The sequence below is a fragment of the Cellulomonas sp. URHD0024 genome, assembly GCF_000426185.1.
Classification (GTDB): Bacteria; Actinomycetota; Actinomycetes; order Actinomycetales; family Cellulomonadaceae; genus Cellulomonas.
The window spans coordinates 707,021-722,787 of the sequence record NZ_KE384505.1 but is presented as its reverse complement, the minus strand read 5'-3'; the positions used below and the strand labels follow the sequence as shown (position 1 = coordinate 722,787).

Genomic DNA, 15,767 nt, shown 5'->3' with positions numbered 1-15,767 from the left:
GACGGTCCGGGATCAGCCCGTCGCAGGAGGTTCGTCGATCAGTGCTCTTCGCTGATCGACATCTGCAGGTAGACGGCTGTGAGGATCGAGAACACATACGCTTGAAGTGCTGCGACGAACACCTCGAGCAGGTAGAACGCGAAGCCTGCGACGAAGGTCACCGCACCGAAGGCCTTGAGCGCGCCGGTCGCCTCGAAGAGCAGGAACGACGTCGCGGCGAAGCAGAGGGCGAGCAGCAGGTGCCCGGCGATCATGTTGGCGAGGAGCCGGATGACCAGCGTCGCGGGCCGCAGCAGGAAGACCTGCAGGAACTCGACCGGCGTCAGCAGGAAGTAGATGGGCCACGGGACGCCCGGGGGGAACAGCGCGTGCTTGAGGTACCCGCCGACGCCGAACTTCTTGACGCCCTGGGACAGGTACAGGAAGTAGACCCACAGCGCGAAGATGATCGGCAGGCCGATGACGGACGTTCCCGCGATGTTCAGGAACGGGATGACGCCCGTGATGTTGAAGAAGAAGATCGAGAAGAAGATCGTCGTGATGATGCCGACGTACTTCTTGCCGTCCTTCTCGCCCAGGATCTCGTACGCGATGGAGTTGCGGCAGAAGTCCAGACCCATCTCGAGCACGCTCTGGAACCGTCCCGGGACGAGCTTGGCCCGCCGGGCGCCGACCACGAAGATGATCAGGAAGGCGGCCACCGTGATGAACCGGACCAGGATGATGCGGTTGATCTCGAACGGCGTGTCCTCGAACCAGATGACCGGCGGGAAGAAGTCCGCGAGCGAAGGCGGGTGGAAGCCACCGCTGCCGTCATCCGTGGCGAGCGGCAGGATCGTCGCAAGGCTGGACAGGGCAGTCTCCTGGTGGTCGTTTAGCGCTGGCGTGCCGCGTCAATGCGGGCATGGGCACGGCGCCGGGCCGTCGTGGATGGGGTGAAGCCTAACCTATGAAGTCGCTTGGTCCGGACCCGGGACAGGGCCGTTCGAGGGGTCCTGGACGCCCGTCTCCGCGGGCTCCTCGTCGAAGTAGGTGATGCGTCCACGCTGCACCGCGCGGGCGTCGAGGATCGCCGACCCGATGACTCCCACCATGAGCACGATCGCGAGCACCCGCGCGTTGTAGAAGTCGAGGTGGCGGATCGAGGCGAGCACGACGATGACGACGACGATCTTGCCGAGCCACGCGCCCATGAGGACGGCAAGCATCGTCGTCGGGGCGGATCTCGAGGTCCGCCACACGGACACCACGGTGGTCCCGGAGAAGATCAGCGCGACGAGCACGCCGATGAGCGCACCCCAGACGCCCTCCATACCGTCGACGAGGTAGCCGACCAGCACGCCGACGACGGTGAGGACGCCGAGGAGCACGAGCATGTCCCGAAGGGCCTGCCGGAAGACCTGGTCGGTGCCGTTCGGCTGCGGGGCTGGGCTGCGTGGTGCGGGCACGGTCACGACGTGGACTCCAGGGACGGTGTGGCCGCCCGGCCGCGCAGCGGTCCGAGCGTGAGGATCGTGGCGACGACGACGGCGCCGGCCAGCAGGAGCAGCACGGTCGTCGTCGACCACGCGTACAGGGCGGCGACGCCGAACGCGAAGACCGCCGTCCAGACGTACATGATCGCGACGGCGCGGCGGTGGGAGTGGCCCAGCGAGAGCAGCCGGTGGTGCAGGTGCATGCGGTCGGGGTGGAACGGCGACTTGCCGGTTCCGACCCGCCGGACGATGGCCAGGCCCATGTCGAGCAGAGGCAGCAGCAGCACGGCGACCGGCAGCACCATCGGCAGGAACGCGGGGAACCGCTGACGGTCGAGCACCTGCTCGGTCTGGCCGGTCACCACGATCGCCGCCGCCGAGAAGACGAAGCCGAGCAGCATCGCGCCCGAGTCACCCATGAAGATCCGGGCCGGGTAGACGTTGTGCGGCAGGAAGCCGACGCAGGCGCCCACCAGCGCGATGAGCATCAGGGCGGCCAGGCTGGCGTTCGCGAAGGTGGTGCCGGAGTTGACGTCGTGCGTCAGCAGGTAGGCGTACAGGAAGAACGCCGTCCCGCCGATCGCGAGCACGCCGGCCGCGAGACCGTCGAGACCGTCGACGAAGTTCACGGCGTTCATGGCGATGACCACCGTCAGGATCGTCAGGAACGTCCACATGCCCTGCCCGCCGACGAGCACCTGACCCTGCGAGTCCAGGCCGCCGATCGGCAGCTGGTAGAGCCGCACGCCCTGCCACACGAGGAACCCGGCCGCAAGGACCTGGCCCATGAGCTTGGTCAGCCAGTCGAGGTCCCAGATGTCGTCGGCGACCCCGAGCGCGCAGACCATGGCGGCACCCCCGACGATGCCGACGATCGGCCGCGGGTTCGCGTACACGCCCTCGAGGAACGGCAGCCGGCTGGCCATGACGACCGAGACGAGGATTCCCGCGAACATCGCCATGCCGCCGAGCCGCGGTGTCGGGATCGCATGCACGTCACGCTCGCGGACCGCGGTGATCGCGCCCCAGCGGAGCGCGCACCAGCGGGCCAGGGGTGTGGTCAGGTACGCGACGGCCGCCGCGACGAAGAGGACGAGCAGGTACACCCTCACGTGGTGGGCTCCTCCACGTCGGCGATCTGCCGCAGCTCGTCGAGGGTGACCGCCCCCGCGCGGACCAGGCGCAGGGTGTCGCCCGTGGCGTCGACGATGCTCGACGCGACCTGCCCGGGGGCCTCGCCGGCGTCGAGGTAGAGGGCGACGGCGTCGCCGAGCTGCTCGTACGCGTCCTGGGCGTTGACCGCGGCGGGGTTGCCCGTGGTGTTCGCGCTGGACACGGCCAGCGGACCCGTCCGCTTGAGCAGCGCGAGCGCCGTGGGGTGGTCCGGCATCCGCAGCGCGACCGTGCCGTTGGTCTCGCCGAGGTCCCACGCGAGCGACGGCTGCGCGCGGACGATGAGCGTGAGGCCGCCCGGCCAGAACTGCGTCGCCAGCGCCCGTGCGCCCACCGGGACGTCGATGGCCAGTCCGTCGAGCGTGGCTACGTCGCCGATCAGCACCGGCGGCGGCATGTGCCGGCCCCGACCCTTGGCGTCCAGGAGCGCCTGCACCGCGGGCGGCGTGAACGCGTCGGCGCCGACGCCGTAGACCGTGTCGGTCGGCAGGACGATCAAGCCGCCCCGGGAGACCACGTTGACGGCCTCGTCGATCGCGGGACCCCAGGTCGACGGGTCGCTCGCCGGCGTGATGCGCTCGTTCACGGCGACGAGTCTGTCACGACAGGGTGCGACTTCCGGCGCGCGACGAGCATCCGCGGACGACCCGTCAGATCGTCCCGCGACTCGATCTTCTCAAACGCGCCGGTGGCCAGCGCATCGGCACGCGCCGCCGCGTCCTGCACCTCGGCGTGCTCCATCACGAGCAGGCCGCCGGGCTTGAGGAGCCGGGCTGCGGCGGCGATGACGGCGCGCGGTACGTCGAGCCCGTCGAGCCCGCCGCCGTAGAGGGCCAGGTCGGGATCGTGGTCGCGCACCTCGGGGTCCACGGGCTCGGCGTCCGGCGGGATGTACGGCGGGTTGGCGACGAGGACGTCGACGGTTCCCTCGAGCGCGGCCAGGAGCGACGGGTCGGCGACGTCACCGTGCTCGACGTGCAGGTCCGCCCCGTTGAGCTGCGCGTTCCTGCTGGTCAGCGCGACGGCCTCAGGCGAGAGGTCGATCGCGACGACGGTCGCCTGCGGGACCTCGGTGGCCACGGCGATCGCGATGCCACCCGCACCGCAGCAGAGGTCGACGACGAGCGGCTCGCCGTGCTCGCGCGCGCCGTCGATCGCGACCTGCGCCACCACCTCGGTCTCCGGGCGCGGTACGAAGACCCCCGGCTCGACCAGGAGGGTCAGGTAGCGGAACCCCGTGGAGCCGACCAGGTGCTGCAGGGGCTCCCGGTTGCGGCGCCGCTCGACCAGGCCGGCATAGACCTCGGCGAAGCCCTCCGGGACGGGTGGTGCGACGACGAGCTCGAGGCGTTCGAGGCCGAGGACGTGCGCCGCGAGGGCGGTCGCGTCGTGGCGCGGCGACCGCACGCCGGCCTCGTCGAGAAGCCTCGTCGCACCGTCGACCAGGTCCCGCACGCTCGGCCGTCGCGAGTCCCGCGCGCCCGCGTCGCCCGCGTTCGTCGGCGCGTCGCCGGTGTTCGCCGTCACGCGTCTCCTGCCGCCGCGAGGCGCGCTGCCTCGTCGGCGTCGATCGCGGACTGCACCACGGGCGCCAGGTCCCCGCCGAGGACGGCGTCGAGGTTGTACGCCTTGTAGCCCGTCCGGTGGTCGGCGATGCGGTTCTCGGGGAAGTTGTACGTGCGGATGCGCTCGGAGCGGTCGACCGTGCGGACCTGGCTCCTGCGGGCCTCGCTGGCCGCGGCCGCCGCCTCTTCCTGCCGGGCGGCAAGGATGCGGGCACGGAGCACGCGCATGCCCTGCTCGCGGTTCTGCAGCTGGGACTTCTCGTTCTGCATCGAGACGACGATGCCGGTGGGCAGGTGCGTGATGCGCACGGCGGAGTCGGTCGTGTTGACCGACTGCCCGCCGGGGCCGCTGGAACGATAGACATCGATGCGCAGATCGTTCGGGTCGATCTCGACCTCGGCCTCGTCCTCCACCTCGGGGAACACGAGCACGCCCGCCGCAGAGGTGTGGATCCGGCCCTGCGACTCCGTCACCGGCACCCGCTGGACGCGGTGGACCCCGCCCTCGTACTTCAGGTGTGCCCAGACGCCGTCCTCCGGAGCGACCGTCCCGCGGCTCTTGATGGCGAGCTGTGCGTCCTTGTAGCCGCCGAGGTCGGAGTCCGTGGAACCGAGGAGCTGCGTCGCCCAGCCCATCTTCTCGGCGTACCGCGTGTACATGCGCAGCAGGTCGGCGGCGAACAGCGCCGACTCCTCGCCGCCTTCCCCTGCCTTGACCTCCAGGATCACGTCCCGGGCGTCGTCCGGGTCGCGCGGGATGAGGACCTCGCGCAGCCGGGCCGCCGCGGCCGTCGCGGTCTGTTCCAGCGCCGGCAGCTCGGCGGCGAAGCCCTCGTCGACCTCGGCCAGCTCACGCGCCGCATCGGCGTCGTCGCTCGCGGCCCTCCACGCCGTGTACGCCTGCGCCACCTGACCGAGCTCCGCGTACCGACGACCCAGCCTGCGGGCGTTGGCGGCGTCCGCGTGGACCGCGGGATCGGCCAGCTGCGCCTCGATCTGCGCGTGCTCGGCGAGCAGCGGCTCGGCGGCGGCGAATGCCTCGCTCATGCGGGTGTCCTTCGGCTGGTGGTTCTGCGACGACGACTCCGACAACGACACAGCGCCGGTGCCCTCGCGGACACTGCCATGGAGGGCAGTCGTCCGCGCCGGGCACCGGCGCTGTGGGGTTGCTAGTTGGCGGCCTTCTTGCCGTAGCGCGCCTCGAACCGGGCCACGCGGCCACCGGTGTCGAGGATCTTCTGCTTGCCCGTGTAGAACGGGTGGCAGGCGTTGCACACGTCGGCGTGGATCTTGCCGCTGGTCACCGTGGACTTCGTGGTGAACGTGTTGCCGCAGGTACAGGTGACCTCGGTGGTCACGTACTCGGGGTGGATGTCAGCCTTCACAGTCAGATCTCCTCGCTGGGGTGTCCCCGGGTCCCGCACGCGATCGCGCACAGGTGAACCGCAGACCAACAGAGCATTGTGCCAGAACAGCGCCGAGTCCCGAAATCATCCCGCTGCGCACCCGTGACGCGCCTCACGGAGTCAGAACGGTTGGGCGTCCAGCCGCGCCATCTCCGCCTCGACGTCGAAGTCCGGCGCCGGCCAGCCGAGGTGCAGGCCCTCCACCGCGTCCCTCAGCAGCCGGCCGACGGCGAGCCGGGCGAACCACTTGTTGTCGGCGGGAACGGCGTACCAGGGGGCGACATCCGTGCTCGTACGGTCGAAGACTGCCTGGTAGGCCTCCTGGTACCGGGTCCACTTGACGCGCTCGTCGACGTCGCCCGGGTTGTACTTCCAGTACTTGTCCGGTCGCTCCAGCCGTTCGCGCAGCCGCGCCTTCTGCTCCGCGGCCGACACCAGGAGCGCAACCTTCACGATCACGGTTCCGGATTCGGTGACCTCGCGCTCGAACGCGTTGATCTCGTCGAACCGCGGTTCCCAGACCTCGCGCGGCACGACCTCGTTCACGCGGACCACCAGCACGTCCTCGTAGTGGGACCGGTCGAACACGCCGATCCTGCCGCCGTCGGGCAGCGCCTCGCGGATCCGTTGGAGGAAGGGCTGCGACCGTTCCTTCTCCGTCGGGACGCCGAACGAGTGCAGCTCCACGCCCTGCGGGTCCACCAGACCGAGCACGTGCCGGACGATGCCGCCCTTGCCCGCGGTGTCCATGCCCTGCAGCACCAGGAGGACCGACCGCTTGCCGCCCGTGCGTCCGTGCGCGAAGAGCCGCTCCTGCGCTTCGCCGAGGTGCTCGCCGTCCTTCCGCAGCCGCTTGTCGGCTGCCGACTCGGAGTGCTCCCAGCCGGGGGTCGCGGCCAGGTCGGCCGTGGCGAGGTCGAAGCCCGGCACCACCCGCAGCGCCTCCCCGGGCGGCGTGCTCCACGACTTGGCCATCACTGCCTCCTGATCCACGGGTGCCGGACGCGTGCACGCTACCGCCCGAGCTCGGCCAGGGCGTGCCGAGGTCGTGCTCTTCAGTCGAGTTCGTTCGTTGCAACCGACGAACTCGGCTCAAACGCACGAACTCGGCGACGGGCACGGGCCGAGGCAGACGCGCGACGGCCCCGCGCTCCGGGCGGAGGGCGGGGCCGTCGGGCGTCCTGGCGCTACTCGCTGCCGGGGGTCGTCTTCTGGACCTGGAGCAGGAACTCGACGTTCGACTTGGTCTCGCGCAGCTTGCCGATCAGCAGCTCGATGGCCTGGGTCTGGTCGAGGGCACCCATCACGCGACGGAGCTTGTAGATGATCTTGAGCTCGTCGTTGGCCATGAGGATCTCCTCGCGGCGCGTGCCGGAGGCGTTGACGTCGACGGCCGGGAAGATCCGCTTGTCGGCGAGGCCGCGGGAGAGCCGGAGCTCCATGTTCCCGGTGCCCTTGAACTCCTCGAAGATGACCTCGTCCATCTTGGACCCGGTCTCGACGAGTGCCGAGGCGAGGATGGTGAGCGAGCCGCCGTTCTCGATGTTGCGCGCCGCACCGAAGAACCGCTTGGGCGGGTACAGCGCCGAGGCGTCGACACCACCCGAGAGGATGCGTCCGGACGCCGGCGCGGCCAGGTTGTAGGCCCGCGACAGTCGGGTGAGCGAGTCGAGGAGCACGACGACGTCCTGGCCCAGCTCGACCAGACGCTTGGCGCGCTCGATGGCGAGCTCGGCGACGATCGTGTGGTCAGAGGCAGGGCGGTCGAAGGTCGAGGCGATGACCTCGCCCTTCACCGTGCGCTGCATGTCGGTGACCTCTTCGGGGCGCTCGTCGACCAGCACCACCATGAGGTGGACCTCGGGGTTGTTGGTCGTGATCGCGTTCGCGATCTGCTGCATGACGATCGTCTTGCCGGCCTTGGGGGGCGCGACGATGAGGCCACGCTGACCCTTGCCGATGGGCGCGACGATGTCGATCACGCGCTGCGAGAGCCGGGTCTGCTCGGTCTCCAGGCGCAGACGCTCCTGCGGGTAGAGCGGCGTCAGCTTGCTGAACTCGGGGCGGCTCTTCGCCGCGTCGGGCTCGGCGCCGTTGATCGAGTCGAGGCGGACCAGCGCGTTGAACTTGCTGGGCCGGTTGCTCTGCGTCGGCTGCTCGCCCTCGCGCGGCTGGCGGACCGCGCCGGTGACCGCGTCGCCGCGGCGCAGGCCGTAGCGCTTGACCTGGTTGAGCGAGACGTAGACGTCGTTGGGGCTGGGCAGGTAGCCCGTCGTCCGCACGAACGCGTAGCTGTCCATCAGGTCGAGGATGCCCGCGACGGGCAGCAGGACGTCGTCGTCGCTCACCTCGATGTCGTCGAGACCCGCGATGTCGCCCGAGCCGGGACGACGGGCGGTGCGCCCCTTGCGGTCACGGTCGCGGTCGCGGTACCGGTCGCGAGAGCGCCGACGACGACCGCCGCGCTCCTCGCCGTCCTCGCCGTCCTGGAACTCGCGGCGCTGCTGCGTGGTGCTCTGCTGGCCGCCCTGCTGGTTCGCGCCTTGCTGGCGGTTCTGCTGGCCCTGCTGGCCGTTGGCCTGCTGCCGGTCCTGCTGGCCGCTGCTCGGCTGCCGGTCCTGCTGGCCGTTCTGCTGCTGCGCGCCCTGCTGACCGGCATCCTCGCCGCCCTGCGGAGCACCGGCGCCCCGACCGGAACGACGGGACCGGCGCTCGCCGGTCACGGAGCCGACGGCGTCGGCCGCACGAGCGGCCCGGTCGTCCACCGGCGCGAGCTTGGCGTCCAGCGCTGCCTCGAGGCCCGCAAGGGCGTCCCCCTTGGGCGCCGCGTCGTTGCGGGGTGCCCGCTCCGTCGCTGCCGGGACGTCGAGGTCGAGCTGTGCGGCCTGGGTGCGCCGCGCGCGTGCTGCCCGGGCGGGCGGCTCGGCGACGGCCGTGCTCGCGCTGCTCTCGGTGCGACGCGGCTCGAGTGCCGCGGCACGCGAGCCCCCACGAGCGTCCGAGATGGCCTGGACGAGGTCGCCCTTGCGCATCTTGGAGGTGCCCTTGACGCCCAGCTCGGACGCCATGGCCTGCAGCTCAGGCAGGCGCAGCGTCGAGATGGCGGCGCCGCGGGCTTTCCCGCCGGACGTGCTCACGGCGGGATCGATGATGTCTGTCACGAAGGACCCTTCCCCTCGTCGGTGGCCGGGACCCGATGGTTCGGGGATCGGCCGACGTCCGGTCATGCTGACCGAGACGGTGGTGGAGCCGCACACGCTGCGTACGTCGACGTCTGCGCGCGAGGGCTGGATCGTTCCCGGGTCGTCGACTCTTCTTCGGCACACCCGGTTAAAAGACGACGCGGGCTACCTGAGGACGAGGTCCGGGGAACGCATCGATGATATCACTGTCGGGTGTCTCACTCGGACGGGTGACCGGTTCGCACGTTCTTCACCCGATGGGTTCACCTGCTGGACGGAGACCCCAGCTCGACGGTCGCGCCCGAGCGGTCGACCGCCAACCGCAGGACCTGCCAGCCGCCCATCGCTCCCCCGAAAGCCGCCGCGATCGCGTCGTCGGCATCGGTGCCGACGCCCGCCGATCGCGCCAGGACGAGCACCGTCGGCCCTGCTCCGGACACCACCGCGGGTACGCCGCGGGAGCGCAGCGTGTCGACGAGGGCGAGCGAGTCGCGCATGACCGAGCGGCGGTACTCCTGGTGGAGGCGGTCCTCCGTGGCGGTGAGCAGCAGCTCGGGTCGGCGGCCGAGGGCCTCGACCAGCAGCGCCGCCCGGCCCGCCTGGAACGCACCGTCGGCGTGCGGGATGCTCGCCGGCAGCACACCGCGGGCGGCCTTGGTGGACAGGTGCGTCGGCGGCACGATCGCGATCGGGACGACCGACGGATCCACGGCGAGGCCGATCGCGCGGAACCCGGAGTCGCCCTTCCAGGCGAGGGTCGCACCGCCCAGCACCGCCGGAGCCGCGTTGTCGGGGTGTCCTTCGATGCTTCCGGCAAGATCGATCACCACGTCGTCGGACAGCGCCTCGGGCTCGGCGATGAGCCCACGCGCGGCGACGATCCCCGCGACGACCGCCGCAGCGGACGAGCCGAGCCCCCGACCGTGCGGGATGCGGTTGTGGCAGACGAGGTGCAGACCGGTCTGCGGGGCGCCGACGTGGTCGAGCGCGGCACGCAGCGAGCTGATCACCAGGTGCTGCTCGTCGTCGGGCACCTGCCCGGCGCCCTCCCCGGAGACCTCGACGCGGACGCCCGGCGAGCCGAGCGCATGCACCTCGAGCTCGTCGACGAGGTCCAGCGCCAGGCCGAACGCGTCGAAGCCGGGCCCGAGGTTGGCGCTCGTGGCCGGCACGCGCACGCGGACGTGGTCCGCCCCGAGCCGCACCGGTGTCAGTCCAGGCTCAGGGCGGTGGCGATGGACACGACGTCCGACGTCACACGCACGGGGACGACCTCGCCGCCGTCCGGCGTCCGCAGCGCCCACTGCGGGTCCTTGAGCCCGTGCCCGGTGACGGTGATGACGATCTGGGCGCCGGCGGGCACGCGCCCGGCCTCGTGGAGGGCGAGGAGCCCGGCGACACCGGACGCGGAGGCGGGTTCGACGAAGATGCCGACCTCGGCGGACAGCACCCGGTGGGCGGAGAGGATCTGCTCGTCGGTCACGGACTCGATCAGGCCCCCGGAGACGTCGCGCGCCTCGACGGCCTGCTGCCAGGAGGCCGGGTTGCCGATCCGGATCGCTGTGGCGATCGTCTCGGGCTGGTCGATCGGGTAGCCGCGGACGATCGGGGCGGAACCGTCGGCCTGGAAGCCCCACATGATCGGCGTGCGAGTCGCCGGACCACTCTCCGCGTACTCGCGGTAGCCCTTCCAGTACGCCGTGATGTTGCCGGCGTTGCCGACCGGCAGGACGTGGATGTCGGGAGCGTCGCCCAGGGCGTCGACGATCTCGAACGCCGCCGTCTTCTGGCCCTCGATCCGGTCCGGGTTCACGGAGTTCACCAGCTCGACGGGGTACGCCTCGGCGAGCTTGCGTGCGGCCACCAGGCAGTCGTCGAAGTTGCCGTCGACCTGCAGGAGCGTGGCACCGTGCGCGACGGCCTGGCTCAGCTTGCCCATCGCGATCTTGCCGTCCGGGACCAGCACGGCGCAGACCATCCCGGCGCGCGTGGCGTAGGCGGCGGCGGACGCGCTCGTGTTTCCGGTCGAGGCACAGACGACCGCCTTCGCGCCCCGGGCTGCGGCGGCGGACATCGCGGTCGTCATGCCGCGGTCCTTGAACGACCCGGTCGGGTTCATGCCCTCGACCTTGATGTGCACCTCGGCGCCGGTGAGGTGCGACAGCGTCGGGGAGAACACGAGCGGCGTCCCACCCTCGCCGAGCGTGACGACGTGGGTCTGGACGTGCGCGGGCAGGCGATCGGCGTACTCGGCGATCACGCCGCGCCACTGGTGGGCCATCAGGATCCTTCGACTCGGAGGACGGAGACGACGCGCTCGACCACGTCGAGGCGCTCGATGGCCTCGATCGTGGCGCGCTGGGCGTGGTCGGGAGCGGCGTGCGTGGTGATGACGAGGTGTGCGCTGACCGCCGAGTCGCCGAGCGGGGACTGGCGGACGGTCTCGATGGACACGTCATGGCCGGCCAGGACCGCGGCGACCTGCGCCAGGACACCCGGACGGTCGACGACGTCCAGGCGGATCTGGTAGCGCGTCCGCGCCTGGTCCGCGGGCAGCACCGGGAGCTCGGCGTAGCGCGACTCGACCGGTCCGCGGCCGCCGAGCACGCGATGGCGGGCCACCGAGACGACGTCGCCCAGCACCGCCGACGCCGTGGGCTGACCGCCGGCGCCCCGGCCGTAGAACATCAGCTGCCCGGCGGCCTCGGCCTCGACGAACACGGCGTTGTAGGCGCCGCGGACGCCCGCGAGCGGGTGCGCTTCCGGGACCAGCGCGGGGTGGACCCGGACCTGGACGCCGCCGACACCGCGCTCCGCGATCGCCAGCAGCTTGATGACGTAGCCGGTCCGCGAGGCCCACAGGACGTCGTCCGCGCTGATCCCCGTGATGCCCTGGCGGTCGACGTCGTCGAGCGACACCCGGGTGTGGAAGGCCAGCGACGCGAGGATCGCGGCCTTCGCGGCGGCGTCGAAGCCCTCGACGTCCGCGGTCGGGTCGGCCTCGGCGTAGCCCAGCGCCTGGGCCTCCTTGACGGCCTGGTCGAGGTCGAGGCCCTCGGAGGCCATCTTGTCGAGCACGTAGTTGGTGGTGCCGTTCACGATGCCGAGCACGCGCTCGACGGTGTCGCCGGCAAGCGACTCACGCACCGGCCGCACGATCGGGATCGCGCCCGCGACGGCGGCCTCGAAGTAGAGGTCCACGCCAGCCTCGTCGGCCGCGGCGTACAGCGTCGGGCCGTCCTGCGCGAGGAGCGCCTTGTTCGCGGTCACCACGGACGCACCGCCGGCGATCGCCCGCAGCAGCAGCGAGCGCGCCGGCTCGATGCCACCCATGAGCTCGACGACGACATCCGCCTGCTCGACCAGCTTCTCGGCGTCCGTCGTCAGCAGCGCGACGTCGACCACCGCGTCACGCGCGGTCGCCGTGTCGCGGACCGCGATGCCGACCAGCTCGAGGCGTGCACCGACCCGGGCGGCCAGGTCGTCGGCCTGCGTCGTCAGCAGCCGCACCACTTCCGTTCCGACGACGCCACAGCCGAGGACGGCGACGCGCAGGGGTGGACGGGCGGTGACGGGCACGGACACAGGAATCTCCGGTCGATGGGTGGGGACGGCGCCCCCAAGAATAGGGGGCTCAGCCTTGGTCGAGCGCGAGCAGGTCGTCCTCGGTCTCCCGCCGCACGAGGACCCGCGACTGCCCGTCGGCGACCGAGACGACCGGCGGACGCGGGACGTGGTTGTAGTTGGACGCCATGGACCGCCCGTACGCCCCCGTAGCGGCGACCGCGAGCAGGTCCCCGGCGCGGACGTCGCTCGGCACCTGGACCTCGTGCACGACGATGTCGCCGCTCTCGCAGTGCTTGCCGACGACGCGGGCCAGCACGGTGGGCTCGTCCGAGAGTCTGCCGACGAGCTCCGCGTGGTACTGCGCGCCGTAGAGGGCCGGGCGGATGTTGTCGCTCATGCCGCCGTCGATCGACACGTACGTGCGGACGGAGGCCTTGTCGACGCGGACGGGCTTGACCGTGCCGACGGTGTACAGCGTCATCCCCGCGGGTCCCACGATCGCGCGGCCGGGCTCGATGGAGAACCGCGGCAGAGGCGTGCCCAGGTCGTGCGCGCTGGAAGCGACGGACGACGCGATGTCCTTGGCGATGCGGTCGGGGTCGAGCGCGACCTCGCCGGGCAGGTAGGCGATCCCGTAGCCACCCCCGAGGTCGATCTCCTCGACGAGGACGCCGGTCTTCTTCGCGAGCTCCGCGCGCAGGGTCAGCACCGCGCGGGCGGCCACCTCGAATCCTGACGGGTCGAGGATCTGCGACCCGATGTGCGAGTGGATGCCGAGGAGCTTCAGCTCGGGCCTCGACAGCACCTTGAGCAGCCCCTGCATCGCCGGGCTGTCGGCCTCGGCCGACCCGAGGACGAGGTCCCCGTAGTGGAAGTGCGACGGCACGGCGATGGACAGGCCGAACTTCTGGTCCTCGTGGGCGGTCGAGATGTACTCGTGGCCGCCCGCGTGCACTCCGGTGGTCACCCGGACCATCACCGGCGCCGGGTGGTCCACCGACGCGGCGTCGGCCACGCGGTCGATCTCCACGAGGGAGTCGACGATGATCCGCCCGACGCCGGCCTCGAGAGCGCGCGCGATCTCGTCGTCGGACTTGTTGTTGCCGTGCAGGCCGATGTCGGCGCCCGGGATCCCGGCCCGTAGCGCGACCGCGAGCTCACCGCCGGTGGCCGTGTCGACGCGCAGGCCCTCCTCGTGCACCCACCGGGCGACCGCCACCGACAGGAACGCCTTGCCGGCGTAGTAGACGTCGACACCCGCGCCGATCTCGGCGAACGCCGTCTCGAACGCGCGCCGGTACGAGCGCGCCCGAGAGCGGAGGTCGGCCTCGTCCAGGACGTACGCCGGGGTGCCGTGCGTCGCTGCGAGCGTGTGCACGTCGACGCCGGCGACGCTCACGACCCCGTCGGCACCTCGGGCGAAGCCCGTCGACCAGGGCTCCCCGGTCACATCCGCTCCGGCGCGCTGACACCCAGGAGGCCGAGCCCGTTGGCCAGCGTCTGGCGCGTCGCGTCGTTGAGCCACAGGCGCGTCCGGTGCACGTCGCTGACCTCCTCGTCGCCGAACGGGATCACGCGGCGCTTGTCGTACCACTTGTGGTACGACCCGGCCAGCTCCTCGAGGTAGCGCGCGACCCGGTGCGGCTCGCGCAGCTCGGCGGCCTGCGCGACGACCCGCGGGAGCTCAGCGAGCTGACCGAGGAGCGCGGACTCCGTCTCGTGGTCGAGCAGCGACGCGTCGAACCCGTCCTCGCGACGGACGCCCGCCTCGGCGGCGTTGCGACCGACGTTCACCGTGCGCGCGTGCGCGTACTGGACGTAGAACACGGGGTTCTCGTTCTTCGCGCTCGCCAGCAGGTCGAGGTCCAGGTCGATGCTCGAGTCCGCCGACGAGCGCGCCAGCGCGTACCGGGCGGCGTCCACGCCGACGGCCTCGACGAGGTCGTCGATCGTCACGACCGTGCCGGCTCGTTTGCTCATCCGCACCGGGGCGCCGTCCTTGACCAGGTTGACCATCTGGCCGATGAGGATCTCCAGGTTCACGCCGGGCTCGTCGCCGAACGCTGCGCAGACGGCCATCATGCGGCCGATGTACCCGTGGTGGTCGGCGCCGAGCATGATGACGACGCGGTCGAAGCCTCGCTCGCGCTTGTCGAGGTAGTAGGCGATGTCGCCGGCGATGTAGGCGGCCTCGCCGTCGCGCTTGATGACGACGCGGTCCTTGTCGTCGCCGAAGTCGGTGGTGCGCAGCCACGTCGCGCCGTCGGCCTCGTAGATCCGGCCCAGGTCACGAAGGCGCTGCACCGCGTGCGTCACGGCACCCGACTCGTGCAGCGAGTCCTCGTGGAAGTAGACGTCGAAGTCGACACCGAAGTCGTGCAGCGCCTGGCGGATCTCGGCGAACATCAGGTCGACGCCGCGCGCCCGGAAGGCCTCGTTCGCGTCCACGGTCGGCAGCGTCCGGGGGTCGGGCTCGCCTGCCGCGAGAGCGTCGGCGACCACCTGGTCGGCGATCTCGCTGATGTACTGGCCGCCGTAGCCGTCCTCCGGCGCCGGCTCCCCCAGGGCGCGAGCGAGCAGCGAGCGCGAGAAGCGGTCGATCTGGGCACCGTGGTCGTTGAAGTAGTACTCGCGGGCGACGGTCGCGCCGGACGCCTGCAGCACGCGCGCGAGACTGTCGCCGACGGCCGCCCAGCGCACGCCGCCGATGTGCAGCGGCCCCGTCGGGTTGGCGGAGACGAACTCGAGGTTCAACGCGACGCCGGCCAGCGTGTCGTTGGTCCCGTACTCGGTGCCCAGCTCGACGATCGAGCGGGCCAGCTCGCCGGCGGACGCGGTCTCGAGCCGGATGTTCAGGAAGCCGGGGCCGGCGACCTCGACGGCCGCGACGCCCTCGGTGGCCTCCAGCCGGCGTGCGAGCTCCTCGGCGAACGCCCGCGGGTTGGTGCCGGCCTTCTTGGCCAGCTGCATCGCGACGTTCGTGGCCCAGTCGCCGTGCTCGCGCTGCCGCGGTCGCTCCAGGTGCACGGTCGCGGGGATCGCGGCCGGGTCGAGGACGAACGTGCCGTCGTCGACGGCGTGCACGAGGGCGGCCCGGAGGGCCTCGGAGAGCTGCGCGGGAGTCACCGGGCAAGGGTACCGACGCGGTCGCAGACGCCGGACCGGAGTCCGGCGGGCGGGTGGTAGAGCGTGGTGCAGCGCGCGCCAGCGTTCAGAGAGCGCTCCCTCGGATGAGGCCCGGGAGCGGGTGAAACGAGCGGGTGAGAGGTCGTAAGATTCTGCGGCAAATGACGGCAAGCCGTTGAGAGAGCGCTCCCTAGGTAGTACGGTGCCAGTTGCCCATTTCATCCGATCTCGGAGGAATCGTGAACACCAGACACAAGCGGACGGCAGCGTCGC

Annotated in this window: 14 protein-coding genes; all 14 read right to left on the bottom strand. The window is 71.3% G+C overall.

What is annotated here, in order from left to right; genetic code table 11:
* Positions 1-38: 38 nt before the first annotated feature.
* The 14 genes from atpB to argS all read right to left on the bottom strand — a co-directional run bounded on the left by atpB (position 39) and on the right by argS (position 15,494).
* Complete coding sequence (gene atpB, locus I847_RS0119495; protein WP_369751759.1) at positions 39-701, bottom strand: F0F1 ATP synthase subunit A; 663 nt, start codon at positions 699-701, stop codon at positions 39-41.
* A gap of 246 nt (positions 702-947) precedes the next feature.
* Positions 948-1,454, bottom strand: a complete 507-nt coding sequence (locus tag I847_RS24950; protein ID WP_196804613.1) for a hypothetical protein — start codon at positions 1,452-1,454, stop codon at positions 948-950.
* Complete coding sequence (locus tag I847_RS0119485) at positions 1,451-2,587, bottom strand: glycosyltransferase family 4 protein (protein ID WP_028051039.1); 1,137 nt, start codon at positions 2,585-2,587, stop codon at positions 1,451-1,453. The genes I847_RS24950 and I847_RS0119485 overlap by 4 nt, the downstream gene beginning before the upstream one ends.
* A complete protein-coding gene (locus I847_RS24945; RefSeq protein ID WP_034610937.1) occupies positions 2,584-3,234 on the bottom strand; it encodes an L-threonylcarbamoyladenylate synthase in 651 nt (216 codons plus the stop codon). Before I847_RS24945 ends, I847_RS0119485 begins: the two co-directional genes overlap by 4 nt.
* A complete protein-coding gene (prmC, locus tag I847_RS0119475) occupies positions 3,231-4,103 on the bottom strand; it encodes a peptide chain release factor N(5)-glutamine methyltransferase (protein ID WP_028051038.1) in 873 nt (290 codons plus the stop codon). Before prmC ends, I847_RS24945 begins: the two co-directional genes overlap by 4 nt.
* A gap of 68 nt (positions 4,104-4,171) precedes the next feature.
* Complete coding sequence (prfA, locus tag I847_RS0119470; RefSeq protein ID WP_028051037.1) at positions 4,172-5,260, bottom strand: peptide chain release factor 1; 1,089 nt, start codon at positions 5,258-5,260, stop codon at positions 4,172-4,174.
* Between the two features lie 122 nt (positions 5,261-5,382).
* A complete protein-coding gene (gene rpmE, locus I847_RS0119465; RefSeq protein WP_028051036.1) occupies positions 5,383-5,598 on the bottom strand; it encodes a 50S ribosomal protein L31 in 216 nt (71 codons plus the stop codon).
* Between the two features lie 141 nt (positions 5,599-5,739).
* On the bottom strand, positions 5,740-6,594 hold the full coding sequence (locus I847_RS0119460; RefSeq protein ID WP_028051035.1) for a PPK2 family polyphosphate kinase: 855 nt from the start codon (positions 6,592-6,594) through the stop codon (positions 5,740-5,742).
* A gap of 212 nt (positions 6,595-6,806) precedes the next feature.
* The gene (gene rho / locus I847_RS0119455; protein ID WP_028051034.1) at positions 6,807-8,780 is read right to left on the bottom strand and encodes a transcription termination factor Rho; all 1,974 of its coding nucleotides are present in this window, start codon (positions 8,778-8,780) and stop codon (positions 6,807-6,809) included.
* Between the two features lie 284 nt (positions 8,781-9,064).
* A complete protein-coding gene (thrB, locus tag I847_RS0119450; RefSeq protein ID WP_028051033.1) occupies positions 9,065-10,006 on the bottom strand; it encodes a homoserine kinase in 942 nt (313 codons plus the stop codon).
* A 5-nt stretch (positions 10,007-10,011) separates the two neighbouring features.
* Positions 10,012-11,082 (bottom strand): threonine synthase, encoded by a 1,071-nt coding sequence (gene thrC, locus I847_RS0119445; RefSeq protein ID WP_028051032.1) that lies wholly within the window; start codon positions 11,080-11,082, stop codon positions 10,012-10,014.
* Positions 11,082-12,386 (bottom strand): homoserine dehydrogenase, encoded by a 1,305-nt coding sequence (locus I847_RS0119440; protein WP_028051031.1) that lies wholly within the window; start codon positions 12,384-12,386, stop codon positions 11,082-11,084. The genes thrC and I847_RS0119440 overlap by 1 nt, the downstream gene beginning before the upstream one ends.
* 49 nt (positions 12,387-12,435) lie before the next feature.
* Positions 12,436-13,818 (bottom strand): diaminopimelate decarboxylase, encoded by a 1,383-nt coding sequence (lysA, locus tag I847_RS0119435; protein ID WP_028051030.1) that lies wholly within the window; start codon positions 13,816-13,818, stop codon positions 12,436-12,438.
* The gene (gene argS, locus I847_RS0119430) at positions 13,815-15,494 is read right to left on the bottom strand and encodes an arginine--tRNA ligase (protein ID WP_028051029.1); all 1,680 of its coding nucleotides are present in this window, start codon (positions 15,492-15,494) and stop codon (positions 13,815-13,817) included. The genes lysA and argS overlap by 4 nt, the downstream gene beginning before the upstream one ends.
* Positions 15,495-15,767 lie beyond the last annotated feature (273 nt).